This window comes from Bradyrhizobium zhanjiangense (genome assembly GCF_004114935.1).
GTDB classification, from domain to species: Bacteria; Pseudomonadota; Alphaproteobacteria; order Rhizobiales; family Xanthobacteraceae; genus Bradyrhizobium; species Bradyrhizobium zhanjiangense.
The window spans coordinates 3,087,635-3,112,950 of record NZ_CP022221.1 but is presented as its reverse complement, the minus strand read 5'-3'; the positions used below and the strand labels follow the sequence as shown (position 1 = coordinate 3,112,950).

27 protein-coding genes and 2 pseudogenes are annotated in these 25,316 nt (G+C 60.8%); 14 read left to right on the top strand and 15 right to left on the bottom strand.

Going from position 1 to position 25,316, the window contains the following annotated elements; translation table 11 throughout:
• Positions 1 to 11: 11 nt before the first annotated feature.
• Entirely contained in the window at positions 12 to 254 is a 243-nt protein-coding gene (locus XH85_RS14595) for a hypothetical protein (protein WP_091878366.1), read from the bottom strand.
• Positions 255 to 962: 708 nt separating this feature from the next.
• On the opposite strand from XH85_RS14595, the gene XH85_RS14590 reads away from it, so the two are divergent.
• Entirely contained in the window at positions 963 to 1,184 is a 222-nt protein-coding gene (locus XH85_RS14590) for a hypothetical protein (protein ID WP_091880207.1), read from the top strand.
• 3,046 nt (positions 1,185 to 4,230) lie between these two features.
• Here XH85_RS14590 and XH85_RS45070 read toward each other — a convergent pair.
• Together XH85_RS45070 and XH85_RS14575 are read right to left on the bottom strand one after the other, a co-directional pair.
• Positions 4,231 to 4,401, bottom strand: a complete 171-nt coding sequence (locus tag XH85_RS45070) for a hypothetical protein (RefSeq protein WP_164934580.1) — start codon at positions 4,399 to 4,401, stop codon at positions 4,231 to 4,233.
• Between the two features lie 337 nt (positions 4,402 to 4,738).
• A complete protein-coding gene (locus XH85_RS14575) occupies positions 4,739 to 6,076 on the bottom strand; it encodes an erythromycin esterase family protein (protein ID WP_128932344.1) in 1,338 nt (445 codons plus the stop codon).
• A 371-nt stretch (positions 6,077 to 6,447) separates the two neighbouring features.
• Here XH85_RS14575 and XH85_RS14570 point away from each other — a divergent pair, with 371 nt between their 5' ends.
• Both XH85_RS14570 and XH85_RS14565 read left to right on the top strand, forming a co-directional pair.
• Complete coding sequence (locus tag XH85_RS14570; protein WP_164940779.1) at positions 6,448 to 7,425, top strand: S1C family serine protease; 978 nt, start codon at positions 6,448 to 6,450, stop codon at positions 7,423 to 7,425.
• The gene (locus XH85_RS14565) at positions 7,403 to 7,696 is read left to right on the top strand and encodes a S1C family serine protease (RefSeq protein WP_164940778.1); all 294 of its coding nucleotides are present in this window, start codon (positions 7,403 to 7,405) and stop codon (positions 7,694 to 7,696) included. The genes XH85_RS14570 and XH85_RS14565 overlap by 23 nt, the downstream gene beginning before the upstream one ends.
• Positions 7,697 to 7,861: 165 nt before the next feature.
• On the opposite strand, the gene XH85_RS45065 is transcribed toward XH85_RS14565, so the two are convergent.
• Positions 7,862 to 8,038, bottom strand: a complete 177-nt coding sequence (locus XH85_RS45065) for a hypothetical protein (protein ID WP_164940777.1) — start codon at positions 8,036 to 8,038, stop codon at positions 7,862 to 7,864.
• A gap of 143 nt (positions 8,039 to 8,181) precedes the next feature.
• On the opposite strand from XH85_RS45065, the gene XH85_RS14560 reads away from it, so the two are divergent.
• From XH85_RS14560 to XH85_RS14540, 5 genes and pseudogenes are all read left to right on the top strand, one after another.
• A complete protein-coding gene (locus XH85_RS14560; protein ID WP_091878381.1) occupies positions 8,182 to 8,625 on the top strand; it encodes a CBS domain-containing protein in 444 nt (147 codons plus the stop codon).
• 17 nt (positions 8,626 to 8,642) lie between these two features.
• Complete coding sequence (locus tag XH85_RS14555; RefSeq protein ID WP_128932341.1) at positions 8,643 to 9,122, top strand: YbhB/YbcL family Raf kinase inhibitor-like protein; 480 nt, start codon at positions 8,643 to 8,645, stop codon at positions 9,120 to 9,122.
• A 463-nt stretch (positions 9,123 to 9,585) separates the two neighbouring features.
• Positions 9,586 to 10,047 (top strand): annotated as a pseudogene (locus tag XH85_RS14550) (NuoB/complex I 20 kDa subunit family protein); the annotation flags it as partial.
• A gap of 237 nt (positions 10,048 to 10,284) precedes the next feature.
• Positions 10,285 to 10,464: a hypothetical protein gene (locus XH85_RS14545; RefSeq protein ID WP_128932339.1), complete on the top strand. Its 180-nt coding sequence runs from the start codon at positions 10,285 to 10,287 to the stop codon at positions 10,462 to 10,464.
• A gap of 297 nt (positions 10,465 to 10,761) precedes the next feature.
• A complete protein-coding gene (locus tag XH85_RS14540; RefSeq protein ID WP_128932338.1) occupies positions 10,762 to 11,205 on the top strand; it encodes a DUF2267 domain-containing protein in 444 nt (147 codons plus the stop codon).
• On the opposite strand, the gene XH85_RS14535 is transcribed toward XH85_RS14540, so the two are convergent.
• Positions 11,194 to 11,379, bottom strand: coding sequence for a hypothetical protein (locus XH85_RS14535; protein ID WP_128932337.1), 186 nt, complete (start codon positions 11,377 to 11,379; stop codon positions 11,194 to 11,196). The two genes, XH85_RS14540 and XH85_RS14535, sit on opposite strands and share 12 nt — an antisense overlap.
• Positions 11,380 to 11,796: 417 nt before the next feature.
• Between XH85_RS14535 and XH85_RS14530 the strand changes: the two genes are divergently transcribed.
• The gene (locus XH85_RS14530) at positions 11,797 to 12,024 is read left to right on the top strand and encodes an alpha/beta fold hydrolase (RefSeq protein WP_128932336.1); all 228 of its coding nucleotides are present in this window, start codon (positions 11,797 to 11,799) and stop codon (positions 12,022 to 12,024) included.
• A 46-nt stretch (positions 12,025 to 12,070) separates the two neighbouring features.
• Here the strand turns inward: XH85_RS14530 and XH85_RS14525 are convergent, their stop codons facing one another.
• Positions 12,071 to 13,249, bottom strand: a complete 1,179-nt coding sequence (locus XH85_RS14525) for an MFS transporter (RefSeq protein WP_128932335.1) — start codon at positions 13,247 to 13,249, stop codon at positions 12,071 to 12,073.
• A gap of 346 nt (positions 13,250 to 13,595) precedes the next feature.
• The gene (locus XH85_RS47345; protein WP_276486164.1) at positions 13,596 to 13,730 is read right to left on the bottom strand and encodes a hypothetical protein; all 135 of its coding nucleotides are present in this window, start codon (positions 13,728 to 13,730) and stop codon (positions 13,596 to 13,598) included.
• Between XH85_RS47345 and XH85_RS14515 the strand changes: the two genes are divergently transcribed.
• The gene (locus XH85_RS14515) at positions 13,729 to 13,971 is read left to right on the top strand and encodes an alpha/beta fold hydrolase (RefSeq protein WP_245474113.1); all 243 of its coding nucleotides are present in this window, start codon (positions 13,729 to 13,731) and stop codon (positions 13,969 to 13,971) included. The two genes, XH85_RS47345 and XH85_RS14515, sit on opposite strands and share 2 nt — an antisense overlap.
• Before the next feature lie 40 nt (positions 13,972 to 14,011).
• Here the strand turns inward: XH85_RS14515 and XH85_RS45060 are convergent, their stop codons facing one another.
• Complete coding sequence (locus XH85_RS45060; protein ID WP_164940776.1) at positions 14,012 to 14,188, bottom strand: hypothetical protein; 177 nt, start codon at positions 14,186 to 14,188, stop codon at positions 14,012 to 14,014.
• 68 nt (positions 14,189 to 14,256) lie between these two features.
• Here XH85_RS45060 and XH85_RS14510 point away from each other — a divergent pair.
• The 3 genes and pseudogenes from XH85_RS14510 (at position 14,257) to XH85_RS14500 (ending at position 16,026) form a co-directional block, all read left to right on the top strand.
• A pseudogene (locus XH85_RS14510) lies at positions 14,257 to 14,900 on the top strand (CoA transferase subunit A).
• Between the two features lie 4 nt (positions 14,901 to 14,904).
• Complete coding sequence (locus XH85_RS14505; RefSeq protein ID WP_128932334.1) at positions 14,905 to 15,555, top strand: 3-oxoacid CoA-transferase subunit B; 651 nt, start codon at positions 14,905 to 14,907, stop codon at positions 15,553 to 15,555.
• Positions 15,556 to 15,567: 12 nt separating this feature from the next.
• Entirely contained in the window at positions 15,568 to 16,026 is a 459-nt protein-coding gene (locus XH85_RS14500) for a MaoC family dehydratase (protein ID WP_128932333.1), read from the top strand.
• A 166-nt stretch (positions 16,027 to 16,192) separates the two neighbouring features.
• Here the strand turns inward: XH85_RS14500 and fabI are convergent, their stop codons facing one another.
• The 4 genes from fabI to XH85_RS14480 are packed head-to-tail and all read right to left on the bottom strand — an operon-like array spanning position 16,193 to position 21,418.
• Positions 16,193 to 16,981 carry an enoyl-ACP reductase FabI gene (fabI, locus tag XH85_RS14495; RefSeq protein WP_128932332.1) on the bottom strand — a complete coding sequence of 263 codons (789 nt, stop codon included), beginning with the start codon at positions 16,979 to 16,981 and terminating at the stop codon, positions 16,193 to 16,195.
• On the bottom strand, positions 16,978 to 18,192 hold the full coding sequence (locus XH85_RS14490) for an acetate/propionate family kinase (protein ID WP_128932331.1): 1,215 nt from the start codon (positions 18,190 to 18,192) through the stop codon (positions 16,978 to 16,980). Before XH85_RS14490 ends, fabI begins: the two co-directional genes overlap by 4 nt.
• 5 nt (positions 18,193 to 18,197) lie before the next feature.
• On the bottom strand, positions 18,198 to 19,160 hold the full coding sequence (locus XH85_RS14485) for a phosphate acetyltransferase (RefSeq protein ID WP_245474112.1): 963 nt from the start codon (positions 19,158 to 19,160) through the stop codon (positions 18,198 to 18,200).
• Positions 19,161 to 19,189: 29 nt separating this feature from the next.
• On the bottom strand, positions 19,190 to 21,418 hold the full coding sequence (locus XH85_RS14480; protein ID WP_128932329.1) for a DUF3141 domain-containing protein: 2,229 nt from the start codon (positions 21,416 to 21,418) through the stop codon (positions 19,190 to 19,192).
• 112 nt (positions 21,419 to 21,530) lie between these two features.
• Here XH85_RS14480 and XH85_RS14475 point away from each other — a divergent pair, with 112 nt between their 5' ends.
• On the top strand, positions 21,531 to 22,115 hold the full coding sequence (locus tag XH85_RS14475; protein ID WP_338025637.1) for a GNAT family N-acetyltransferase: 585 nt from the start codon (positions 21,531 to 21,533) through the stop codon (positions 22,113 to 22,115).
• A 3-nt stretch (positions 22,116 to 22,118) separates the two neighbouring features.
• On the opposite strand, the gene XH85_RS14470 is transcribed toward XH85_RS14475, so the two are convergent.
• Genes XH85_RS14470 through XH85_RS14460 form a run of 3 tightly spaced genes read right to left on the bottom strand, consistent with a single transcriptional unit; the run spans position 22,119 to position 25,148 of the window.
• The gene (locus XH85_RS14470) at positions 22,119 to 22,577 is read right to left on the bottom strand and encodes a hypothetical protein (protein WP_128932327.1); all 459 of its coding nucleotides are present in this window, start codon (positions 22,575 to 22,577) and stop codon (positions 22,119 to 22,121) included.
• On the bottom strand, positions 22,561 to 23,478 hold the full coding sequence (locus XH85_RS14465) for a DUF2950 domain-containing protein (protein ID WP_128932326.1): 918 nt from the start codon (positions 23,476 to 23,478) through the stop codon (positions 22,561 to 22,563). The genes XH85_RS14470 and XH85_RS14465 overlap by 17 nt, the downstream gene beginning before the upstream one ends.
• Complete coding sequence (locus XH85_RS14460) at positions 23,475 to 25,148, bottom strand: DUF3300 domain-containing protein (protein ID WP_128932325.1); 1,674 nt, start codon at positions 25,146 to 25,148, stop codon at positions 23,475 to 23,477. Before XH85_RS14460 ends, XH85_RS14465 begins: the two co-directional genes overlap by 4 nt.
• Positions 25,149 to 25,316: the final 168 nt, after the last annotated feature.

Here is a 25,316-nt window from a genome sequence, read left to right as displayed (position 1 = left end):
TGTGACCCCAGTCATGCCGCCAGCTGACTGCCCTCGCCCGCCGCAGGTGGAGGAATATTCAACACTTGTTCTTCGAGAAAGCTCGTCCGCGCGATCAACCGGTGAGCTTCCAGCAAATACCGGTAAACTTCTCGAGCAGCACTCCGCTCTCTTAGGACGCGCTCCTTTTCGCCGATGCTCGCTAATTCCTCGCGCATTTGAGCCAATTGCTGCGCAGCCGAGGCGGAATCGTGCTTATGAATTGATTCCCACATCGTCACCTCCGACCGAAAAATCTGAAGAAATCAGCTTACGCCATTGGCGGCAATTAACAACGCAATTATATCTTTACCATATAATAAAAATTTGTTTCAGCCTCGAACCGGAAGCGACCATTCAAAGACAAAGAAGCACATTGCATCGAAGCGATAGAGGGGACGGAAGCCGTCGATCAAGGGCCCAGCGCTGTTGAGCCTGACGCCTTCAATTGCCTTACTCGCCGCGCGAACAACGGCGCAAAATAAATCTGAACAAGAGTCGCAAACCAGACCGACAGCGCCGAACTTAGTTTGCACATTAAAATTCGATAACGAATATTTGCCTGGTAGACGAGCGTGGGAGCGAAGCCAGTGATCGAGTTAGCCGATTGGCCCATCACGGACGACATGATCATTTTCGTCGCAAGACACAATTCCGCATCCGCTCAGCTAGGCCAGTTTTCAACGGCGCCCAAGGAGTTCTCGGGCGCGGCCGCATAATCGATACTCACGCGCTGCCGAGCCAAATTCCGGCAGCATCCAGGGAATCGCTAAAGCAGCGATCCGGCCGGTTGGAGAAGCACCGTCACGAGCACGCCGCCCTTTGCTCGAACAAATGACCCCCAGTGCGCGATGCCCCCCAAGTAACCCGCACTGATGACGACGCACTCCAGCCGGCCGGTCCTCTTCGCTTCAACAATGAATAAATTTCCAAGGGAGGCTCACATGGGTATGGTCATGGTCAAATGCCCGCAAACTGGTCGTGTGATTCCAACTGGTATCAAGTCCGACCGTGAGACGTTTCTGCGGAGCGTTGTGTTTTATGGCAATACTCATTGCCCGGACTGTCGTGCCAATCACAACTGGTTCGCTCGCGAGGCCTGGGTCGAGGAGCCGGTCGTCCGGCCCGTGGAAATGTTCGGTGCCGCGCGTTGTGCCGACGCGTAGCGTATTTCGACACGGACGCAGAGCCGAACTAAGTGGCGCCCCGCCAATTCGGGCGGACGGTCTCATCTCGCACCACGCTTGCTAATTCCGCCGGAGCGGCGTTGCCGCCGGCATGCACCGGCAACTGGGAGCCGGGCTTCACGAGATTCTTGACCATCGAGCGCTCAGTCCTCACCCGCGTCATGTCGCATGCATTCATCAATGCTCTTATATTGTAGAAGGTTTTTGAAGAGACGTTCGAAATATTTCGACGCATTGTCATAAAGCGAACTGACGATCTGACGATCCCTCGGCTAGGCGTCACGCTGGCACGTCATCAAAAGCTCAGGGTTCCCGTCGCTGATCCAGCAAAGACGTGTTTGGGGGTACTGTGGTGAGTAGTGGGGTTTGCAGCCGCTTGGCCGTTCTGCGACACACGGCCATCGCACTCGCTAGCATGCTTGCTCAATTGGAGAGGCTTCGAGAGAAAGTACGAAGGGCGGAAGCGCGAAGCTCCGGAGAAAGACGGAGATCGGGCTCGGCGTCGCGGATACGACGGCCCCGGTCTGGGACGAGTTACCGCACGCGGCTCCAATCCTAGCGAGGGCTTCCAAGTGGCTTTGTTCGACCGAGCCACGCGAGCGCCGGCGACGCACCGCCACTGATCATGTGCTCCACCTGAGCTGGACTTATCCTCTCTGATTTCTGCCTAGCTCGTTCTATTAAGGCGTCGCTTCAACTGAGTCCGGCAGTTGCGCACTCGAGAGGCGATTCGAAAGCAAAGCGTAAGTTGCTTGCCTCCGAATCGTATCGCCTTGAAAGTTAAAATTGATTATTCGGCATAATAATAATTGCTCCTACGCAAAACGGAAAATAAGGTGGGGAAAACTAATGGGAGGAGTGGATGGAGACCGTACGCCGCTTGCGCGCGATGGCGTTGCTGTGCCGACAGACTTCTGCGCATTATCCTGATCGAAGCTGGAAGCTTCTCGCCGAGGCTGAGTTCTGGGAGCACTTGGCTAATGACACCCTTCGTCGGCATGTCGAACAATGCACGGCCGGCTCCTCGCTCCCGCCAATCGGAGATAATTCGAATACCGCAGGATCGAGCGCGCCCATCTCTGCGTAGCGTTCCGCTGATCTCCACGTTGCCGGCCTCTTCCCGCTTTGCTGCTTTCGACACCCGGCTCCGCCGGTTCTTGAGCGCTGCAAATGCTCAAAGAGTCTCTCGAGCATGAGAGAGCCCTGGCCCGACGAGCCGCAGTTGCCGTGTTATCTGCGAGGCTAACGGCTAGCGGCGCAATTGTGCGCGGCGGCAGCGAGCCAAGCCTGTTGGCTGGTCGCCGTCGAGGCTTTTGGCGGAGCACCTGCCTTTGACCGTCCTATAAAATGTGAACGAAGGTAAGCCAGGCCACGACTGCGAGACAAACTGCAAGGCCGGTATAAGGCAGAGCTAGCCTCATCGGAATCCCCCTCGAAAAGAGGTCAGTGAGAATTGACGCTCGTTGCGACGCTCGTATCCATAACGAGCCTGAGGTTGTTCCTTCTTGTGGGCCGGCTGTTCTGCGGCCTGCTTCTCACTTCGGCCTCTGCCAGGTTGATAAGCCTGCGTAGCCGCTGGATCTCCAGCATTATATCTTTCAGCTTTTGGCCTTCCGAAGAAACACGCTGGAGACGCGCGCTATAAACATCCATTGGCTCCTCACAATATATAATAACAACATGACCCTACCAATTAATACCGCCATATTAGCCTCATTTTGTGGTTGTGGAAATAACCAATTTCACACTGCGCGGACAGCAGATCTTTGTCAAAAATGTCCCTGAACGTGCCCTGGGACGGCCGCGGAACAGATGGTTTTGGATTGAAGGCTCGCGGGTGCTCCCATCGCCAGCCCCGCGATACCTTCGCAGATAACGGGTTGGTGAACGAAATCATTTACCGCCTCCCTCAAAGCAGTCCGGAAACCGTACGGGTCTAGCTTCCTCTCTGCTGCCGAGGGAGTTTCAAAATGATCATGCTCAAAGCAATTGCAGTTGTTCTTGGCGCCGAGTTGCTCGTGTCGATGTATTCGGGTGACCTCGGCACCGATGTAGTTCTCGCGATCGTCGCTTGTCTTCTATAAAGCGAGGCTCTCAATCACGATCGCGATCGTGAGCGCCTTTGGCCAGTGTCCGGATGGGGAAAACGGCCGATGGGTCAGATCGTCTGTATTTTCCGAATCGCGCCTCTGTGCTCGTTCTCGCCGTTAGTTTCAGATCTTGCGGGTACACACGCGTGAGCCATTTCCTCTCCATGCTTCTGCTTGCCCTCGCACTGACCCTGACCTTGTGCTTCGGGGTGGCAGCCTGGCGCCTGTCGGCCGGCAAAGACGTCGATATCGCCACAACGATCCGGCATCAGGAGTACGGCTGGAGAACTAGGCCAGACAACTGAAGGTCGTTGCGTTCGCCCTCAGTAGGCCACCGCTGAGCGAACTAGAAACTTGGATTGTTTCTGTGCTCGCACGTTTATGGGCACTACGGAATTCCCGGCCTGAGACGATCGCCGCAAATATGAAAGCCAGCACGCATGCGGCGGCCAACGACCAAAGGGCAATTGCGATCTGCTTCTGCATGGCCAGCGGCAATCGAGGAGATAGCCTCGCCTCTTTTCCAGTTAGGTTCAAAGTCTGCGCGATAAAGCCCGGTGACGCTCAGTGTTCACCAGCTTCTAAAGAATCTTGTCTTCGCAACTTGTCCAGCGCCTGGGGCACGCTCAATCCAATACTTCTCAGGCGAGTACTCGGAGAAACGGCTCCTGCATCCTGGGGCTTAAGCGGGATGCTGGAGTCGTCTCTTCCGAGGTCCTTGTGCGTCCGTCCGGCACAATTGGCTTATGATAACCAAAATTAAATGCTTATTCTATATTAATTTTGGCCTTTATTGCACATTTAATTGTTTAATATTTGCCGTCCTCGTTCGGATTCGGCGATTTTCATGTCGACCATGCTACGGTGCGAAACTTCCGACGAGCGCGGCGCCGTTGTCCACGCCGATCTAAGCCGATCTTGCAGCCTTCGGCAGATCAATGCTCTGACTGACGGCCGATCGGGGATTTCGTGTGGAGCAGTCCCAAACGCTTTTCAAGTTCGTCCTTCTTGGCAATGAGCCTCGCCGCAAGAATAGCTTCGACGACGCTGTGGAGGTCCCACAGTTCATCAATGGACATGTCCTTGAACTGCTCCAGATTCATCATTTTCCCGAATCATGTTCCACATAAGCTGGGCCTATGCCGTGCGAGGTGGCAACTAACCGCGAGTTGGCGCGGAGTGGATATCTGTGAATTCCGCCTCTTACGGTGCCAACTCAGGCTTTGGCTGTTGGGAGGGGAATGACGACGGCTGGAAAAGTCGCGCGGCAGATGCGCCAGAAAGTCGACGCCGAGTCGGCGTTGTTCACGCTGGACCACCACCATCGGATGGGCGCCGCGAAGGCGTAGATCTGGTCCTTGCTGTCGGCCGCGACGGAGGCGACGCCGGTGAGCTGCCGGCCGTCCGGCAGCTTCGCCCAATTGACACGATGGAGATATCCGCTCAAAGACCGAAGGGATAAGTATCCGCGGCGGCTCCCGATACCGGGGCCCCTAGCGGCGTCACAGCGTGCGTCCCTTCGAACCAGACCATGGCATCGAACTGGTCCGGCAGTGCTGCCTCAAAATAGTGACTGAACAGCTCGGTCTCCGGCCGGTAGACCACGCCGATGGCTCGTTCCAGGCGCGGTCCGGTCAGTGCTTCCCGCAGGCCGCGTCGGGTGCCCGGTCGGAGGTCAGTCAGGGAGCGCGCAACGCCGGTGTGCCGAAACAGATACTCGTAGGAATCCTCACGCGCCGGCCGCACTGATTTGATCTCCATCGCCCCGCCCCAGTCGCTGGCAGCGGCAACGGTCCCGCGATCGGTTCCGAAACCGATGAGGGCCGCGTCTTCGCCATGAGCGTTGCGCACGAGCTCTCCAATGTTGAACTCGCCCGCCCAGCCCATCGCGGTGGCCGACGCATTACCGACATGGGAGTTGTGCGCCCACACCACCGCCTTGGCGCCGCACCCACGCCGCTGCATCACATATTGCAGCGTGTCGAACATGTGCCGATCACGCAAATTCCACGACTCCGTCGAGCCACGGTACATGATGCGATAGTAACGCTCCGCCGCGCGTACGATGCGTGCATTCTGCGTCGCATTGAAGAATGCCTCCCCTTCCCCTGCACCATCGGCAAGCCGCTTCTCCAGGAGCTCGCGCAACTGCTCGGCAACGGCATTCTCGCAATCGTCGCGACCGGCGAGAACGGCGGCTCCGTAGGCGGCCGGGTCGGACTGCCAGGGAGTGAGACAGCCGTAGCGTTGCCGCGCCGCGCGGGCGCGTTCAGGATCGACCTTCTCAAGATAATCGATCACAGCGGCGATGGACCGACCGAGACTGTAAACGTCGAGCCCGCGGAACTCGACCCGCTTGTCCGGTGCACTCGCTTGATTATGCACATGCAGATAATTGGCGAATTCGCGCACCTCGACGTTGCGCCACATCCAGGTCAGAAAGCGCTGGAATGGGAGCTCGGCATCGGGCGCGGCGGGTAACTGACGGACGTGACGGTCGATCGCGGCTGCGTCGGGCCAGTCGGCCTCGACCGCCACGACGTTGAAGCCGTGCCGCTCGATCAAGTGCCGCGTGATGGTCGCGCGCGCTCGATAAAATTCCGACGTGCCGTGGGTGGATTCGCCTAGCAACACGATCTTGGAGTCGGCGAAGCGCGCGAAGAAGGCGCCGAATTCATCTCGCTCCGGCGGGGGCAAGTGCTCGCCGGCATCGCGCAGCCGGGAGATGAGTTCGCGATTGAACTCATGGCGAACTCGCTCGGCTTCGCGTGAGAGGGCCATGGGAATTCCCTCCATTGGGTGGCTGGTCACCTCGTCGATGTGGATGCCTACCGCAGGCGAAGACGACGGCGAGCCACTCGGTCCAGCGGAAACTCGGGCCGCGATGGACTGTTCCCAACGGTCCATGGAAACCTTTGCGCTGACCTTTTGTTGGGAATACGACGGTCCGCGTGGTCACGTCGCTGGCTTTTGCTTGAAGACGCTCAAGCTGGAGCGCAGAACCTCTTGCGACGTTCTGCCGTCCTCGATCGCGACAAGCCGCTGGCAGGGCCGTGGCCCTCAACATTTGGACGTTCGCCCACACCAACATCCTGGCGGCAAGGTTCGAAGCGCGGCCGGCGAGACAGGTGCAACACACAATGGGAACACGAATGAAAATCGAAATAGCGTTTCGAGCACTGAACTTGCGTTACCATCGAGCATCGGCCAATTGCGGCGCGGCCGTGGCAGCACTAGCGACAATCAGCGCGGCCGTTGCCCAGCCGATCTCCACGCACCACGGCTCCAATCCCGCAGTCAGCCCTGAGGGCGCGATTCACTTAATTCGAGATGTCGCATCGCCCAATGGGCCAAATAGCCTTGCCGACGTCGCTGAGAGAGTTCAACCCGCTGTTATCGGCGTCATCTCTCGATCTGCCGGATCCAAGCAACTGACGCCAGGCCCGCCGTTCGACGATGTACCCGACGAGGACGCTCCCGAAGACCAACCCGGCAAGGGATCTCCTGGACCGAATGGCCTGGACCCGAGAAATGGCTCGAATGCGCGCCAATCGATCGCGATGGGATCAGGATTTTTCATCTCACCGGACGGTTACGCCGTGACCAACAGCCACGTCGTGAGAGACAACGACACTGCTGCAATCCTCACGAGCGACAAGAAGACCTACGAGGCAAAGGTAGTAGGACGGGATTCGCTCAGCGACCTTGCCTTGATCAAGGTCGACGGACGAACGGACTTTGGCTACGTGAAAATGGCGGAACAATCGCCACGCGTCGGCGACTGGGTACTCACCGTTGGCAATCCATTCGGGCTTGGAGGTACGGTCACGGCGGGGATTGTCTCGGCTCGCGAACGCGAAATCGAAAATGGTCCGAGCGAGGGTTTCATTCAGATCGATGCACCGATCAACAGCGGAGATTCCGGCGGACCAAGCCTTAACACCAACGGCGATGTCATCGGCGTGAACAGCATGATCTTTTCGCTGTCCGGTGGATGGTCCGGGGTTGCCTTCGCGATCCCTGCCGACACCGTCCGATCAGTGATCCCCCAATTAGAGGGAAAAGGGCACCGTAACGCGGGGGTCGATGGGTGCCGAAGTCCAATCAGTGACTCCCGAGATTGCCGATAGTCTCGGTGCCGACAACCTTCATGGTGCGATCATCGCCAACGTTCAACAGAATGGTCCCGCGGCGAAGGCCGGTTTGCGAAGCGGCGACGTCGTTACGTCCGTGGACGGACAGTCGATCAAGAGCGCCACTGAATTGACGAAGAAAGTTCACGCGATGGCGCCCGGCTCTACAATTCAGCTCGCGATGGTTCGCGCCGGGAACCACAGCTCATTGAACGTGACCCTGGGTCAGCTCCCGCATGAGCCTCAGCAGTCCCAGTCGGGCAAGTGAAGTAGTCCAACATCGTGTCTTCGGAGGCGAAAGACTTACCTCGTTGGCTGATCATGTAACGAGGAACCGGCTGCGGTTCGGCGACGAATCCCGATGGCGGAACCGCGTCTCGGCGGCGTGGCTGCTGGGTCCACCATATAGGCCGATCCAACACAGCGCCTCGCTTCATTGCCCCTGGCTGGTTTGCGTCGCCGCAGACGATGAGGTTGCCAAGCCGGGGCCTGCAATCGAGGCGGCGCGCGGAAAGGTGAGCTCCGCATTTATCCGGGCATCGATCATTTCGATATTTACGATGGGCCGCCTCACGAGGCGGTGGTCGCTGACGAGGTCGAATTTCTTCAACGCCACCTTCTGGGCCGGAACCTGAGCGGAAAGACCTACGCCGGTGCGGGGTTTTCGCGGATCGGTCTACCGAAACGGCAGAAACCTTTGCCTTGACCTGTCGTTGGGCAGAAGACGGCAATCCCTTATTCAGGAGAACGCCTATGCAAGTCCAGCAGATCATGCAGCGAAACGTAGCAATCGCAGATCCCAACATGACGGTTCGGGACATCGCACGCCGGATGCGCGCCGACAACATTGGTTCATTGCCGGTCGGCGAGCATGATCGTCTGATCGGGATGGTGACGGACCGTGACATCGTCATGCGCGGCGTCGCAACCGATCGTGCGCCCGGGAACATCGCAGTGCGCGAGGTGATGTCGGAGGGAATCAGCTACTGCTTCGAAGATGATGACGCCCAAGCTGCCGCGCAAATTATGGCAAAGCACCAGGTGAGGCGGCTTCCTGTCCTCAATCGCGACAAGCGGCTGGTCGGAGTGGTCGCACTTGCCGATCTCGGCCGCTGCGAAGTTGGCGCCGCACGGGATGCTCTGCAAGGTATCTCCGAGGCGACCGACCAGGAACGTCGCCAGATGCACAGCAACTAGCAAAGCAGGAGGCCGCAATGGCATTCAGCTTGACGAGCCCTGCGTTCCGCGATGGCGAGCGCATACCGGCCAGATATACTGCGGATGGCGAGAACTTCTCCCCGCCGCTGCAATGGTCAGATCCACCGCCGGGCACCAAGAGCTTCGCAATCGTCGTCGAAGATCCGGATGCACCGTCGGGTACTTTCCGCCATTGGGGACTCTATAACATCATGGGCGAGCGTACCGTCCTGCCGGAAGGTGTTGGCGGCAGTAGGGCGAAAACGGAGGACATCGGCAAAAACATCGGCAAGGGTATCAACGATTTCGGCGAGCCAAACTACCAGGGACCTGCGCCGCCCAGAGGTCACGGGACGCATCACTATCATTTCAAGCTTGCGGCGCTTGACGTTGAAGCGCTCTCGCAAGCACCCAAGCTCGCGGTCGGCGATATCTGGAAGGCGGCCCAGACGCACCTGCTCGGACAGGCCGAGCTCGTCGGCACCTACAGCCGCTGAGCCTCGCCAATGCAGGAACCTGAAACATTAAAAATAGCCGCCGTCCGGAACGTCCACGGAAGTCATCGGTTGGTAACCTAGTGAGCGATCGATGGAATGGCGAGGCCAGAGCGAAAGCTACGGATAGACCAAACCAAGGATTCGTTCACAAGCCCCGTCAGGTTACTTCGGTAACCGGCGGGGTCTTTTTTGATCGGCGGCTCCCGGACGAAATGCAGCGACCAAAGCGACGTTCCGATGAGGCCGCAAGAGCGTCGGAGTTGACTTCGCTCTTCGCAAGCGCATCCACCAGACTGTTCCTCCGGCTGAGCTGCCAAAAACATTTGAGCTTGAAGTCGACGAAGACGGAGGAGAATTAGGAACACCGAGACGGAGCAGCGCTTGCAGCATCGGGCAGGGCTTGCGAGGCAATATCGCCATGAACTATCTCGAAAGCGTTCCCTTCGACAATGTCCAGGACCATCTCGGTGACCGTGGCTACTTCGTGGCTCCGCTCGACGACCTCATCACATGGGCGCGATCGGGTTCTCTGATGTGGATGACATTTGGGCTTGCGTGCTGTGCGATCGAGCAGATGCAGGTATCGATGCCGCGGTACGACATTGAACGATTTGGTGCCGCTCCGCGCGCATCGCCAAGGCAGTCTGACGTCATGATCGTCTCGGGCACGCTCTGCAACAAAATGGCGCCAGCCCTGCGCAAAGTCTATGACCAGATGCCGGAGCCACGCTACGTCATCTCGATGGGATCGTGCGCCAACGGGGGCGGCTACTATCACTATTCATACTCGGTCGTGCGCGGCTGCGACCGTATCGTGCCCGTTGACATCTATGTGCCCGGCTGCCCTCCGACGGCTGAAGCCCTGCTCTACGGACTCGTGCTCCTTCAGAAGAAGATTCGGCGAACCGGAACGATCGAGCGATGACTCGACGAGTTTTGGACCGAACCGGATGAGTCCGGCACGCCACTTCAGCAGGCGCGTCCGCACATGCAGAAAATATTCCTTGCAGCCTCCATCTAGCCCCGACGCCGGAAGGATAGCTCGCGAGATGCGTTCGAGGCACAGCACAACCAAATGTGAATCGCTGAATGTCTGTTCCCTTGCGAACCATCCTGGAGTGGTGGTGTTGGCGGAGAAGATCCCGAAAGGCGGAGCCAAATCATGAAGCATGCCACACGGATTTATCGCCTCGACCGTTCGAAGCGCGGGGATGCCGAACAGCTCGCTCGCATGCACGAAATGGCCAGGGAAGCCGCCGAGGTGCTGCGTCGACCCATCCCGGACACATTTCTGGGCCGCCGAACGTTCGAACCATGCCCGAAGGAAGAGAAACGCGCTTGACGCGTGGAAACACTCTGGCGTCGTGCATCGCCTCAGGAGCTCGCTGACCCATTTTGGAGCCACCGACCTGCCCGAATTGCAGGATCGAGCTCAGGCGGTACGTGTCAAGATTGGTTTGACGGACAGCCGGTCGCAATGATCGTCCATTGCTCCACGGGCAGCTTGACGACGGGTTGGCATGCCCCTCAGAACGTTGCGGAGAGCCGCAGGCTTCACATCTTCGACTCTGGCTGAGCCTTTTTGGAACGTATCCGCGGACGCTCCATTGCCTTCGCAAACCAGCGATGGAGTGATCCCATGAGCGCCACAGGTCTCGATGTATTCGACAGAACGATCCACCTGACGAACGTCTGGCTGGATGAGATCATGACGACACTGCCGCGCGACAGACAATTGGCGTGGCACGCCTTGGGGGCGGTACTACGGACCGTGCGTGATCGCGTTCCGCTCAACCTCGCCGTTCACCTTGGGGCGCAACTACCGCTCTTGGTGCGCGGCAGCTATTTCGAACAATGGCGTCCGAGCGACACGCCACAGACCTGGAGGTCGGTGGATGAATTTATTGCGCTCGTATCGGCACAGATGAAGTCGGTGAAACCGGTCGATACGGTCGAAGCGGCGCGTGCAGTGTTCCGCGTGCTAAGTCACCATGTCGATCCCAATCAGATAGAGAAGGTGCGACACTCGCTGCCCGAGGAGATCCGATCATTGTGGCCGACGCAAAGGTCGTCAGCAGCCTGAACGAGGAAACTCCGCCACCTCCCCTGCGCTCCACTCGATTGCGGAGAGCAGCATGCGCGTCGCATCGTAGGAATTGAGTGCGTAGTTGCCGATCGGCCCATAGTGTTGCTGATAGCGATCGGCGACGCTTTGCGAACCGTGAATTCGTCCGATCTCGGACGTCGCGGTCAGCACCAGGATGCCCTCTCCACCAGCACACGCATCGCCGGCCGGTACCAGGAAAAACTTCGCTCTAGCACCAATCGGTTTCGATTTGCCTGCAGAGAGAGGCGGGTCCTGTTTCTGAGGCGTTGGCTGGCCAGCACGATCGAGATACGCACTCCGACGTGAACATCAGCCGGCTTCTGTGCGCTTCGGTTCCAGGCCAATGGGTGTTGGCCGCGCTCATCGTTGAAACAGCGAAGCTGGTCTCGACAGGATCGCGACCCTGCATGGCAAGCCATCGCCTGACCGACCAACCAAAGTACGCTGAACCACACTGCTCCAAAGAGGCGTCCAGCCTAACCGCCGTTCCAACCGAAGGCCGCGATCAGCATCCATGCCTACCGCCAACGCTGGCACGATGCCCAGGGCGCTCCTGGGCACCAAGGGGTGGAGCGTCGTCTGGCGGAGCCGCCCGCGATCGGCGTGCCGACCATCATGCTTCAGGGGGCCGAGGACCGGGACAATCTTCCGATCTCCGAGAACAAAGAGCAATATTTCACCAGCCGTTATGAGCGTCACTTGCTTCCTGGTGTCGGTCACTTCGTCCCTCGCGAAGCACCGAAGGCGCTCGTGGATGCGATCAAGAACCTCGTCTACCGAAGCAGCACCGCCTAGGAGACACCATCCTCGATAACGGAGCACGAGCCCTTTCGAAGAAGCATCAGCTTGGGCGCCACTGCCGTTCCGCCACTATAAACACCGGTACAGAGGCGAGCTGCATCGCGATCGAGAACGTGATCAATCCGGCTCGCGAGTTTTCGTACAGCAGGCCGGTCGCGATACTGCCGACGAGCCACCCAACGCCGTAGCCCGCATAGTACAGCCCGAACGCGAAGTTTCGCTTTCCTTCGGGAAGCACCTCGGCAACGATCGCCTTGAGCAGCGTGTCCTGAATCGCATAGCCGGCGCCCCAGAACAGCATGCCGAACAGCACCAGCCAGAAGCCACCCAAGAACACGAAGGGTGAGAACACGGCCGAGATGCACACCGCGACGATCACGATGGGAAGCCCGATGCGATCGTAGATCTTTCCGAAAGCCAAGTTCGCAAGAACGCCGAATGCCGTCGAGATCGCAAGCATCACGGGAATCCACTGCTCGGAGGCAATCTTCGCCTTGGATAGATGGTAGGAGATCAGCTCGAAGCTCATCAACCCGGACGCAAACAGCGCGCCGGCCAGCATGTACAGCCAATACGCCTTGGAGAAGTCCTTAGCCGGTGCCGTGCGGCCCTGTTCCAGATGCGACGGTGTCGGGAAGTTCACCCGGGCGACCACCAGCGCGATGAGCGCCGCCGCGGCCGAGATCGTCAGGAAGGCGTAACCCGTCCTGAAATCCCCCTTCAGCAGGAGCACCAGCGCTATGATGAGCGGCCCCAAGGTCGCGCCGATCTCGTCGAGCGCGGTGTTCAGTGCGTAGACCCAGCCTTTGCCGAGCTCACCCGTCGTGTAGGAGAGCATGGCTTCGATCGTGGGCTTCCGCAGCGCCCGCCCTATCCGCTCGGCGAGAACGAGAGCGGCGGCCAACTGCCAGCTCCCGGCGAGGGCCATCGCCGGCACCGCGAAGAGGTTGATCACGTAGCCGACGAAGGTGATCAGCCAATAGCGGCCGGTGCGGTCCGCTGCGTAGCCGGCGGGCAGACGCAAGGCATAGCCGAGAAACTCACCCAGCCCCGCCGTGACGCTGACGACGGCCGCACTCGCGCCCAGCGTCGCCATGAAGGGCCCGTTAATACTGGCGCCGCCTTCGTAGGTGATATCTCCGAACAGGTTGACAATACCCGTCGTCATCACGAAGAGAAACGCGGGCGAGCTGCCACCAGCCTTTCGGGACTGCGCCATCCGCTACTCTCCGCCCGATCTCGGCACCTAGCGGGCCAAAACGAAGAAGAATGCCGCCAGCACCAGGGCACCGATAAGCCCGGCCAAGAAGATCGCTCTTCTCGCCGGCGTGCGAAGAATGATCTCTCCGCCCCTTGCCTTCTCTGCCGGATAGGGTTCCTTGGGCGGAGGGGGCGGCTCTGCTGGGCCTTCACGAACCATACCAAAACAACGCCCAGGCGGGACTTTGTTCCAGAACGGCACCCTCAATCTACGATCGCCGACGGGTCAGGATGAACTCTTGGATCCAGAAACGTTTATTCCGGGGCAAGAGCGTCCCACCTCTCGCGGCCGGCGCGTGAATGCATCATGCCGGAATACGGCAGACTGCTTGCTTGCCGAGCGCCTTCAGGATAAAGCGAATCTGGCCGCGCATGTCTGCCTCCGTGTCTCCGCGCTGTTGAACACAGTGCTCGATCAGAATCGGATGGAAGAATGGCATGAACGCCAACCTGAAGGTGCTGGCTGGTTGGCGATCCTGGAGCAAGGCCCGCGACTACTATCGGCAGTTCTCGGCTCCGGTGACGCTCATTTATGGCGACAGCGACTCTCGGCCGAACGAGCGCAAACGCACGCGGTCGCTGATCCCTGCTGCGCAGATGGTGGCGCTCAAGAATACCGGCCACTTCTCAGCTGTTGACAATCCGTCGGAACTGGCTCGCGTAATATTGGGCGCAGAATGATCGCGATGATGCGCGTGGTTAACAAGCACAATTTCGCTACTTATCGGCTGGCGGAGCGGGTGCGGACCTGGCGCTGCATCGAAATGCGGTGAGTGCGGCCCTCGAACAGCGTCACGCCGGCGTTCGCAAGCTCTGGCACGAAATACTCGGAAGCATCGGCATCCACGCACCCCGAATCGAATGATTGGAAGCCTTGATGCAGATCAAGGGAGAGCAATCGTCGAGCTCCAACATCAGCGCATTGCCGCCCTTCCGCCCATCGTCGGCCGACCGGGAGTTTCAATCATGAAGGCCGTTTCCGTCGAAGAAGCCGTTGCGATGATCCCGGCGGGCGCCAGCGTCATGGTTGGCGGATTCATGGGAGTCGGGACTCCGGAGCGGCTGCTCGACGAAGTCGTTCGCCAGAAGAAGGCAGGCCTGACTTTGATCTCGAACGACGCGGCGACGCCCGGCAAGGGCGTCGGCAAGCTGTTCGATCAGGCGTTGGTATCCAAGCTGACGGCAACGCATATCGGCCTCAATCCGAAGGCGCAGCAGCAGATGCTAGCCAATCAGATCGCCGTTGATCTCATTCCGCAAGGCACGTTCGTCGAGCGCATCCGCGCCGGCGGATGTGGTCTCGGCGGCGTGCTGACACCCACGGGCGTCGGAACGCTGGTTGCAGAAGGCAAGCATCAGATCGAAGTCGACGGCAAGCCATTCCTGCTGGAAACGGCGCTACGGGCGCAATTCGCATTGGTGCACGCCTTCCTTGCCGATTCGGCAACCTCGCCTACGCGCTCACTTCGCGCAATTTCAACCCGGTCATGGCGATGGCGGCGGACACCGTCATCGTGACGGCAGAGCATATCGTCCCGGTCGGCGTGATTGCGCCCGATCACGTCGTCACCCCCGCGCCGCTCGTCGACTATCTCATCACCAACGGGTGACATCGTGGATCCCCAGATCATCATCGCCCGGCGCGTCGCCAAGGAGTTGAGGATCGGCAATCTCGTCAATCTCGGGATCGGCATTCCGACGCTGGTCGCGAACTACGTGCCGTCCGATCTGAAAGTCTTCTTCCAGTCGGAGAATGGATTGATCGGCACCGGGCCGATTCCAGAGCAGGGCATGGCCCATCCAACACTCACCGATGCCGGCGGGCGCCCGATCAGTGCGCTGCCGGGCGCCTCCACCTTCGATAGCGCAATGTCGTTCGGACTGATCCGCGGCGGCCACGTCGATGTCACTGTGCTCGGCGGCCTTCAGGTCGATGCACACGGCCATCTGGCCAATTGGATGATCCCTGGCAAGATGGTGCCGGGCATGGGCGGCGCAATGGACCTCGTCAGCGGTGCCAAACGCGTGATCGTCGCCATGCAGCACGCGGCGAAGGGCAAGTCGAAGATCGTGGCAAAATGCTCCTTGCCGCTGACCTCGGCGCGTCCTGTGAATTTGGTTGTGACCGACATGGCCGTGATTGGTTTCCCCGATGGCAAGGCCACGTTGCTCGAAACCGCGCCCGGCATGAGCGTCGGCGAGGTCTTGGCGCTAACGGAGGCCGAGCTCGCCATCCCCGACAGTGTTCCGGAAATGAGACTCTGAGCAGGTTAACCCATGCGGATATTCAGCGACTTCGATGAGATCAAATCTGCCGTCGGCTCCGAGATCGGTGCCAGCGACTGGATCGAGATCACGCAGGACCGCATCAACCAATTCGCCGAGGCGACCTGCGACGAGCAATGGATCCATGTCGACCAGGAGCGCGCGAAGCAAGAGATGCCCGGCGGCAAGACCATCGCCCACGGCCTACTGTCACTGGCACTGGCCCCACTCTTCATCCGCTCGGTCATCGGCCTGAAGGGCCTGCGCAACACGCTCAACTACGGCGCCGACCGGATCAGGTATCTTGCGCCGGTGCCGGCGGGCTCGAAACTGCGCGGCCGCGTCACGATTGCCGAAGCCGAGGACGTGCCGCCGGACGGGCTGCGCGTCAACTATCACCTCGTGATCGAGATCGAGCACGGCAAGAAGCCTGCGTGCGTCGCCGAGTTGATCGCGTTGCACTATCGCTGAATCAAAAAAGTCGAAAAACAACCCCATGCACAGTAGCCATGAGGTTGACGGCATTACGATTTCTTATTTTACGAAGAGGTTGACCCGTCGGGCAACACAGTGGCAATATGCCATCGTCAGCCCATGGCCCAGACTGCCAGCCCGGCTTGGCAACGCGGCGGCGCGATCAATCGATGATGTGATAGCCGCCATCGATATAGAGCACACCACCGGTGATCAGCTTGGCGCCGTCGAGCGCCAGGAACGCTGTGGCATTGCCGACATCATCGATGCTGACGAGGCTGCGCGAGGGAGCTTTCGACTGCGCTTTGTCCATCAGCTCGTCGAATTCGGGAATGCCTGATGCTGCGCGCGTGGCGAGCGGTCCTGGCGAGATCGCGTGGACCCGGATGCCTTTCGGGCCTAATTCGGCGGCAGCGTAACGGACGGAGGCCTCGAGGGCTGCCTTCGCGACGCCCATGATGTTGTAGTTCTCCACCACCATCTGACTGCCGTAATAGGTCATGGTGAACATCGTGCCGCCGTTCTTCATCAAGGGTTCGGCAAGATGTGCCATTCGCAGGAATGACCAGCAGGAGACGTCCATGGTCTTCAGGAAGCCGTCACGGCCGACATCGACGACGCGGCCGTGCAGCGCCTCCTTCGGCGAGAAGGCGATGGAATGAAGCAGGAAATCGAGCTGCCCCCACTCCGATTTGATCCGCTCGAACACCGCTTCAATCTGGCCTTCAACCATGACGTCGAGCGGCAGGAAGATCGGCGCCGCCAGTGCCTGCGCCAGCGGCTCGACGTGCTTCTTGGCGCGGTCGTTCAGGTAAGTGACCGCGAGATCGGCGCCGAGTGCGCGAAACGCCCTGGCGCAGCCCCAGGCGATCGACTGGTCGTTGGCGATGCCGACGACGAGGCCTTTCTTCCCCTTCAGGGCGACTTTGCTGTCCGGATATACTGGAATCATGACACCCTCTCATGTCTGGGGTTGGGCGATTGGCCGTTCATCAGCAGCGACAACGTATGCTGCGCGATCATCAGCTCCTCGTCAGTCGGGATGACGCAGACCGGGATGCGACTGTTCTTCGTCGATATCAGCCGTGCGTGGCGGGCATTCGCGGTTGCATCAAGCGCGGCGCCGAGCCAGCCGAGGTGTGCCGCAACGCGGGCCCGAATGCCGCTCGAGTTCTCTCCGATGCCGGCGGTAAAGACGAACGCGTCAACACCTTGCAGCGCAGCGGCGAGCATCCCGGCGTTGAGGCCAATGCGATAGACGAAATAATCGACTGCCAGCTTTGCTTGCGGATCGGTGCTTGCCTCCAGTTCGCGCATGTCGTTGCTGACGCCGGACAGACCTTTCAATCCGCAATCGCGATAGAGGAAATCCTGCACTTTCGAGGCAGTCATGCCCTTCTCGGACATTAGATACAGCACGACGCCCGGATCGAGCTGGCCGGGGCGCGTGCCCATCGGCAGCCCGTCAAGCGCGGTGAATCCCATGGTGCTCTCGACGCTTTGTCCGCCCTTCATGGCGCACATCGATGCGCCGCTGCCGAGATGGGCGACGATCACGCGCCGTTCTGCGATCTCCGGTGCAGTCTGGGGTAGCGTTCTGGATATGTATTCATAGGAAAGCCCGTGGAAGCCATAACGCCGCACGCCTTCGGCATGGAGCTGGTGCGGAATGGCGTAATGATCGGCCAGCGGGCCGTGCGTGCGGTGAAACGCGGTATCGAAGCAGGCGACCTGCGGCACGGTCGGGAAATTGGCCAGGATCGAGCGGATCGGCGCCAGATTGTGTGGCTGGTGCAGCGGCGCCAGGGCGACGAAGCGCTCCAGCCGCGCCACCACGCCATGATCGACCAGAACCGGCCGATCATAGTCCGGTCCACCGTGCACCACGCGATGCCCGACCGCCATGGGATGGATACGAACTTCGTTCCGCAGCCATTCGCCTGCCACGTTCATCGCCGCCGGAACGTCCGGAATGGCCTCGACCGGATAGGCCCGGTCGGCCATGGGATCGCTGCCCGCACCGCTCGCCCGCAGGCGCGGGCGGCTGCCGATGCCGTCCACCTGCCCCTTGATCAACCGGCGAAGCGTGCCTTCCCCCTCGATCACGAAGACCTGGAACTTGACGCTCGACGAGCCGGCGTTGACGACGAGGATGCTGTCCATGGCGGTCACGCCGCAATGGTCGGCGCCTTCTGGCGCCGGGCGTGAGCATAAAGTGCCGCGACCGCGCAGGACGCCATCCGTGCCCGCGGACTGTCCGCACGCGAGGTCAGGACGACCGGCACGCGCGCGCCGAGCACAATGCCGGCGCCGTCGGCCTTGGCGAAATAGGCGAGATTCTTAGCGAGCATGTTGCCCGATTCAAGGTCAGGCACGACCAGGATCTGCGCCCGGCCGGCGACCTCGGATTTGATGCCCTTGATCCGCGCGGACTCCAGGTCGATCGCATTGTCGAACGCCAGCGGCCCGTCGAGCACGCCGCCGGTGATCTGTCCGCGGTCCGCCATCTTGCAGAGCGCCGCAGCCTCGATCGTGGACGGAATTTTCGATGTGACCGTTTCGACCGCAGAGAGGATGGCGACCCGCGGCGACTGGCCGAAGCCGGCCTGGTTGTAGAGGTCGATCGCATTCTGGATGATGTCCCGCTTGGCATCCAGATCGGGAAAGATGTTGATGGCGGCGTCAGTGACAAAGATAGTCTCGGCGTAGGCCGGCACGTCCATGACGAAAACGTGGCTTATACGTCGATCCGTCCGCAAACCTCCGGCCTTCGCGGTGACGGCCCGCATTAACTCGTCGGTGTGCAGGCTGCCCTTCATCAGCAGTTCGCCGCGGGCGGCATGGACCAATTCGACGCCCTTCGCCGCGGCATCGTCGCTGTGAGCGGCATCGACGATCTCAAAGCCGGAAATGTCCAGTGCGAACCTGGCGGCCGTATCCCTGATCTTCCGTGCCGGCCCGACCAACAGGGGCCGGATGATGCCGGCCGCCGCGCTGTCGACGGCGCCCCGCAACGATGTCTCGTCGCAGGGATGCACGACGACGGTCGGCGCCGGCGGGATCGCCTTGGCCGCGGCGATCAGGCGATCATACTTGCTGGGAGAGTGCGTGGCCGTCGCATCTAGTGACATGATGTCGCTCCCGATCTTTGCAACTCGCGCTACGAGGCCTTCGCTTTCGGATCGAAAGGGGCAACGTTCGACGCCTTTTCGGCATCTTCCATTGTGTCGATGCCAAACAAGCCGGCGACCTGCCGCAGGCGGATTGCGCGCTCGCCCGTGACATCCTCACTGGCCGAAAGCACCTGCTCGATCGCCTCGAAAGCCCCGCGGCGACGATTCATGTCGTCAGGCAGCAGCTTCGGAATAGCGCCGAGCGCCCCGTCACGATCGAGCAGCAGCATGAAGAACTGCTCCCGCACCAGCATTTTGAATTCGGCAAGGCTCATGCGTGCGCCACCATGTTTGCGGCGGATCTGGCGCAGAGCCTCGATACTTCGTTCGTCGACCATCCCCCGCGCCGAGCCGACATAGAGCAAGGCGCGCAGCGCCGCTTCACGAAGGCCACCCTCGCCGATCCGCGACTTCAGATCGTCGATGCGCTTTTCGAGCATGGCGCGATGCTCGACGGACATTTCACGCCGCCCGGATGGCACGGAAGTGGGATCAATTCCGACCGCGGCCTGCAGCGCCGGCGACCCATAGACGCTGAGGAAGATCGCTTCGCTGAGCGCCTCCTGTGAATCGCGCCAGCTGTCCAGGGCATGCACGATCTGCTTCGACATCTGCTCCTGGAACGCCAGGAATGGGTTGTCCTTCGCGACCGGCTTGCGCTCCTCGACGGCCCTCTCGGCCAACGATTTCACTATCGCCATATAGGGATTCCGGCTGCTGAAGAGCTCGTATTGCAGCCGCAGCGGGTGCATGTTGTGGGCCCATTCGGCCATCTGGGGCGTCACCATGGCCTTGATCCATGGCTGAAGAAATTTCCGGTACGCCGCCAGATTGATCTCCGAGACGCGTTTGGCCGTGGCAAAGCGCCGCTCGTCCTCGGGAGAATTACTGCCCATGGCACGGATATCATCGAGGGTCCGCGCCTCGCAGCGCATTACCCACTGACCGACCACCAGATCCGAACTCGCGGTGTCCTCGCCTTTCGCCTCGAAGGTGGCTTCATAAAGCCCAGGTGGAAGAACGTCGATCAGGTCGATGTTGCTGGAAAACTCCGCATGTTCCTTCTTGGCAACGCCACCGGAGACGAAAATACCGAGATGACCGATGCTCTTGTGCACGGTGTAGACGATGGTCTGCCCATAGGCCCTGATCTCGTCGACGTCGGCGTAGCAATCCAAGATCCAATGCAGCGCCTGTTGCGGTGGCGTGATGTTGTCGCCCTCCGAGCAGAACACCACGATCGGCGACCTGATGTTGCGGAGATCGACCTTGCGGCCGTCGGGCAATTCGATGTTGCCTGCCGCAAGATTGTTGCCGACGAACAACTCGTCGACGATGAACTGAATCTCCTCAGCGTTTAGATTGACGTGGCCGCCCCACCAACGCTCGAATTCGAGATAACGATCTGCCTCGGTGTCGACCTTCGAATAGACGTTGTACTGCTTGGTCCACAGCGTGTTCGACGGGTTCTGGTTCTCAAAATTCTGCACCAGCCAGGCGCCGTCGAATTTGCCGGCGCCGAGATCGCTGGTGAGCGCCGTGAGCCAACTCCCGCCCAAGAGGCCTCCGGAGTAGCGCATTGGATATTTTCCGCGCACGCCGGCCCAATAGCTGAGCGGCGCGCCGGCGATGATCAGCGGCCCGAACAATTCAGGACGCAGCGAGGCCAGGATCATGACGGCCCATCCGGCCTGGCAATTACCGATCACGCAGGGCTTGCCGTCGGCATCCGGGTGAAGGCCCATGACCTTTTCGATGAATATGGCTTCTGCACGCGCGATACGCTCAATGGTCTGACCGGGCATCGGATCCGGCAGAAATCCGATGAAATAGCAGGGATGGCCTGCTTTCATTGCGACGCCGATCTCGCTGTCCGCCTTGAAGCCGCCGATGCCGGGGCCGTGGCCCGCGCGCGGATCGATCACAATGAAAGGCCGACGGTTCATGTCGATCTCGACATTGTCCGGCGGAACGATGCGCACCAGCGCGTAATTGACCGGCTCGACGAGTTTGCGGCCGTCCATGATCAGTTCGGCCGCATATTGGAGAACATGCGGCGCGGTTTGCGCGAGGTGTTCCCTGTACTGATCACCCCGCCGGCGCATGATATCCAGGAATAGGACACTGCGTTGTCCCGCATCGACCAAGTATTCGATCGCCGAGGCGAACAGCCCCGACATTGGACCGCCCGGAATTTGCACCTTGTCTATTGACATGTTTCGACCTCTTTGTCGGGTTCGACAATTGACGGCGCCGGGCAAGGACGAACGTTGATCTAGGTCAAGATGATCTGCACGCTCGAAGGACTCTTATCCTGCAATCGAGTTCATGAGACGCGGCTCACTTGACGAGCTGATTTCGCCGGACGATATCGGCATGTCACAAATCGCAAGTTACAGCGCGCAAGCCGTACTGAAGGACGGAACTCCGGTCCAGATCCGCGCGCTTCGAGCGAGCGACGAGGCGGATATGCTTGCTGCCATCGAGCGCACCGGGTCGAGCTCGCTCCAGAGCCGGTTCTTCGTCATGAAGCGATACTTCTCGGAGAAGGAACGCGCCTTCTTCATGGACGTGGACTTCAGCAATCACGTTGCGCTGGCCGCCCTCGTCGAAGAACAGGGTCGTCTCACCATCATCGGCGGCGGGCGATATGTTGTCACAGATCCCGGACGGGCCGAGATGGCCTTCGTCGTGGTGGATGCCTGGCAAGGCCGCGGGATTGGCTCCCTGCTGCTGCGGCACCTCATCGACATCGCGCAAGAGCATGGGATGCAAGAGCTTACGGCCGAGGTTCTGTCCGACAACGCGCCCATGCGCAGCGTGTTCGCGAAGTCAGGCTTCAAGCCTGCGAGAAGCGATGATCCGAGGACAGTACGCCTGACTCTCACGCTTGGGTCCGCGCGTCCGGCTTGAGCTTCATCTCAAGGCGATCGTGATCTGACTGATATTGGCCGCCAGCTCGAGTCCCGCCTTCGGGCCTTGCAGCACCATCGTCACGCCCTTTTCGTTGCGGAGGTGAACGCCGCTGACGCCGCCGACCAGCGCAAAACCTCCACCGACGGAGCTATAGGTGCCGGCGAAGTCACTGACCTCGCGGATGCCCGAGGCCCAGCCGTCGAGACGGCCGACCGTGGCGCCGACCGTGATGCCGAAACTCAGGCCGCTGATCTTGAACGGATAGGTCTTACCGCGGTACGTCAGCACGCCGTTGCCGGCGCCACCGCCGACCAGGAGGCCCGCCTTGACGATCTTGACTCTGACATGACCGGCCGCTTGCGCGAAGGACGGCGTCGCCGGCATGGTTAGCCCGACTGCCAGCAGCAGGAGCGCGATCAGGCGAAATGCGCGCCGGCGCCATTCACGGTTTTTGGGCATCGACCTTCTTCCAGGTCTCGTCGGGATCGAACAACGTGGTCCGCTCGGCAATGAAGGCCGTGCGCTTGCCGAGATCCTTCTGGTAAACGGTGCCGGCATGGTTGACCAGAAAGGTCATCACGCCCGAATTGCCGTACTCCGCAGGCCAGGCGATCAAGGCGAAGCCGCCGATCATCTTGCCCTTGACGACGTAGTTGAGCGCGCCGCCGGGTGCATCCCGCCCCTGCCCCTTGAGGATGCGAAAGTAATAGCCGTGATAGGGCTCGGGTCCGACATCGCCCGCGCGATACCCCTCCTTCGAGGCTTCGGCCGCCAGCGCGCCGAGCGGGCTCGGGTCGCTGTCGTCGCGCCAGAACAGGCCGTCCTTCTTGCCGGGCGATGAGACGATGCGCTGCGCATAGACGCCGGCGCCCTCGCCGCGGTCCTTGTCGGCATATTCGTTCTGCGCGTCGACAAAGGCGAGCGCGGTCTGGATTGCGTCGAGCTCGTTGCGGCCGATGCGACGGCGCAGCACCTCGATCCGTCCCTCGTCGGTGTCGAACTCCCAGCCCGTCCTGGTGTTGACCAGCGGAATCGGGAACGGGAAATCGTCCGGCCCCAGCATCAGGGTCGCAGTCTTGTTGCCCTCGGCCTTGATGCCGTGCTTGGCGTCATACATCGACGAGAAGCGCTGACGGATGTCATTGTCGGCGATCTCGTCGCCGGAGGCGACGATGTCTTCGGCAGCGCGCCCAAGCACCTTCAGAATGTCGCTTGGTCCGCTCTTGACCGCGGCCGCAAGCGCAGCCGCCGCGTCCTCCGGCGTCTTATAGGATTGCTGTGCCTGTGACGCAGAGCCAAGCAGAGCCAGCGCCATGATGCCCGGCAGCACCGCGCGGCGGAACGATTTCAGGCCCGTCATGGCGTCACCTCCACGGGAATCTTCGCGCCGCCGGCGAGCCATTCAGCATAGCTGCGGAATGTCAGCCCGAGTTTTTCGTAATGGACACGCAGATATCCATCGCTGCCACGGGTCACAGCGGCAGGCATCACCTGCTCGACCTCCTGCGCCATCACGCCGACATAGGCCTTGTCGCTGCCGATGTAGCTGAAGCGATAGTAGCCGAGGCCGTTTGAGAGCTGACCGAGCAGGACAACGTCGTGCTTCAGCGCGATATCGGAGCGCCGGCCGCCGCCACCGCCGCGGAAGCCGCCTCCTCCGCCTCCACCACGGAAACCGCCTCCACCATGCATGGCCATTCCGCCACCACCGCCCCGCCCAGCAAAGCCACCGCCGCCGCCACCGCGCGGCATGCTTGCCATACTCGAACGCCCGCGCGCCGATGCCGCGGCCGCCGATCGGGCCGACGAAACGTTCATTGCCCCGCCGCGGTTGCCGCCACCGCCACGGTTGGCGGCAGCACCGCCGCCGGCACGGTTCGCAGCCCTGGCGCGATCGCCGCCGCCCTTGTTTGCGCCCTTGGCCCGGTCGCCGCCGCCCTTGGCACGATCCGCGGCCCCAGCGCGATCGCCACCGCCGGGCCGATCGCCGCGGTTGCCCGCACGGTCACCTGCGCGATCACCCGGACCCCCACGATCACCGGCACGGTCGCCCGCCCGATCTCCCGCACCTTGATTCGGTCGCAGCACCTGATTGCCGTCACGACCGCGGAAATCCATCCGGTCCGACACGCCAGCCTTCAGATTGTTGTTGCCGAAGCGCTGCTGAACATTGGTGTTATTGTAGCGAACGCCCTGGCGATGCACCGGATTGTGCTGCCAGCCATTGCCGATGTTGGTGGTGCGATGGTTGACGTAGACGTTGCGGTTGCCCCAGTTGCAGCCGCCGCCCCAGTAATTGCCCCAGCGTCCGATCGCCCAAGCGGTGCCGAAGGCGATTCCGGCCGCAACCATGCCGGCGCCGATATAGGACGGATAGCCCCAATAGTACGGCGGATACTCGGCATAGGGCCAGGTGCCGTAGACCGTCGCCGGATCGTAATACGGCACGTACATCGCCGACGGATCGGCCTGCTGGATCACGACAACCTGCTTGCCTTCCTGGGACTGGACACTGACCTTCTGCTGCTTGGTCGTGACCAGCTTCTTGTTGTCATAGGCCTTGGTGCGCAGGCGCTGAATCGCGTCCATCACATCGGGTTGCTGCGCGAGAAAGGCGTCGCCGAGTTTCTTGGTCCAGTCGAGCTGGTCGCTCATCATGGTCAACACGTCGGCGGTACTGGTCAGCGCCTTGACGCTGTCGTCCCAGCCCTGCTTGTCCACCTCCGTCTTCAGCGCATCACCCTTGAGCTGCTTGCGCTCCTTCAGCCAGCGGTCGGCCTGCACCACCTCCAGCGGATAAGTTGAGGCCGCCAGCACATTGGCCAGCAGCTCGTCGGGATAGAGCGCGATCGGCGCAACCAAGGCTTCAAGCTGCTCAGGCTTAAGGAGCTCGGCCGACGGCGCGGGCTGGCTCGCCGGCTGCGCCTGCGGATTTGGGGCTGCAGGTGTCGTTGTGGTCTGCGCCGTTGCAGCGACCGCAGTCGCCATGAGGAGCGCAAGCGCCATCAGGGTCGTGCCGCAGCGAAACATCACATCCTCCCTCAGACTTCCAACGTGGGAAGATCAAGCCGGAGCCCAGGCGTTTGTTGATCGAGATCAACGAAACGAGTTCGTCGCGGCTGCTGCAGCGCGAGGACGCACGATCATGCGCCCCAGATTTTAGGCCAGGACGACTTTCCCCCACCGATCCAAAGGCAT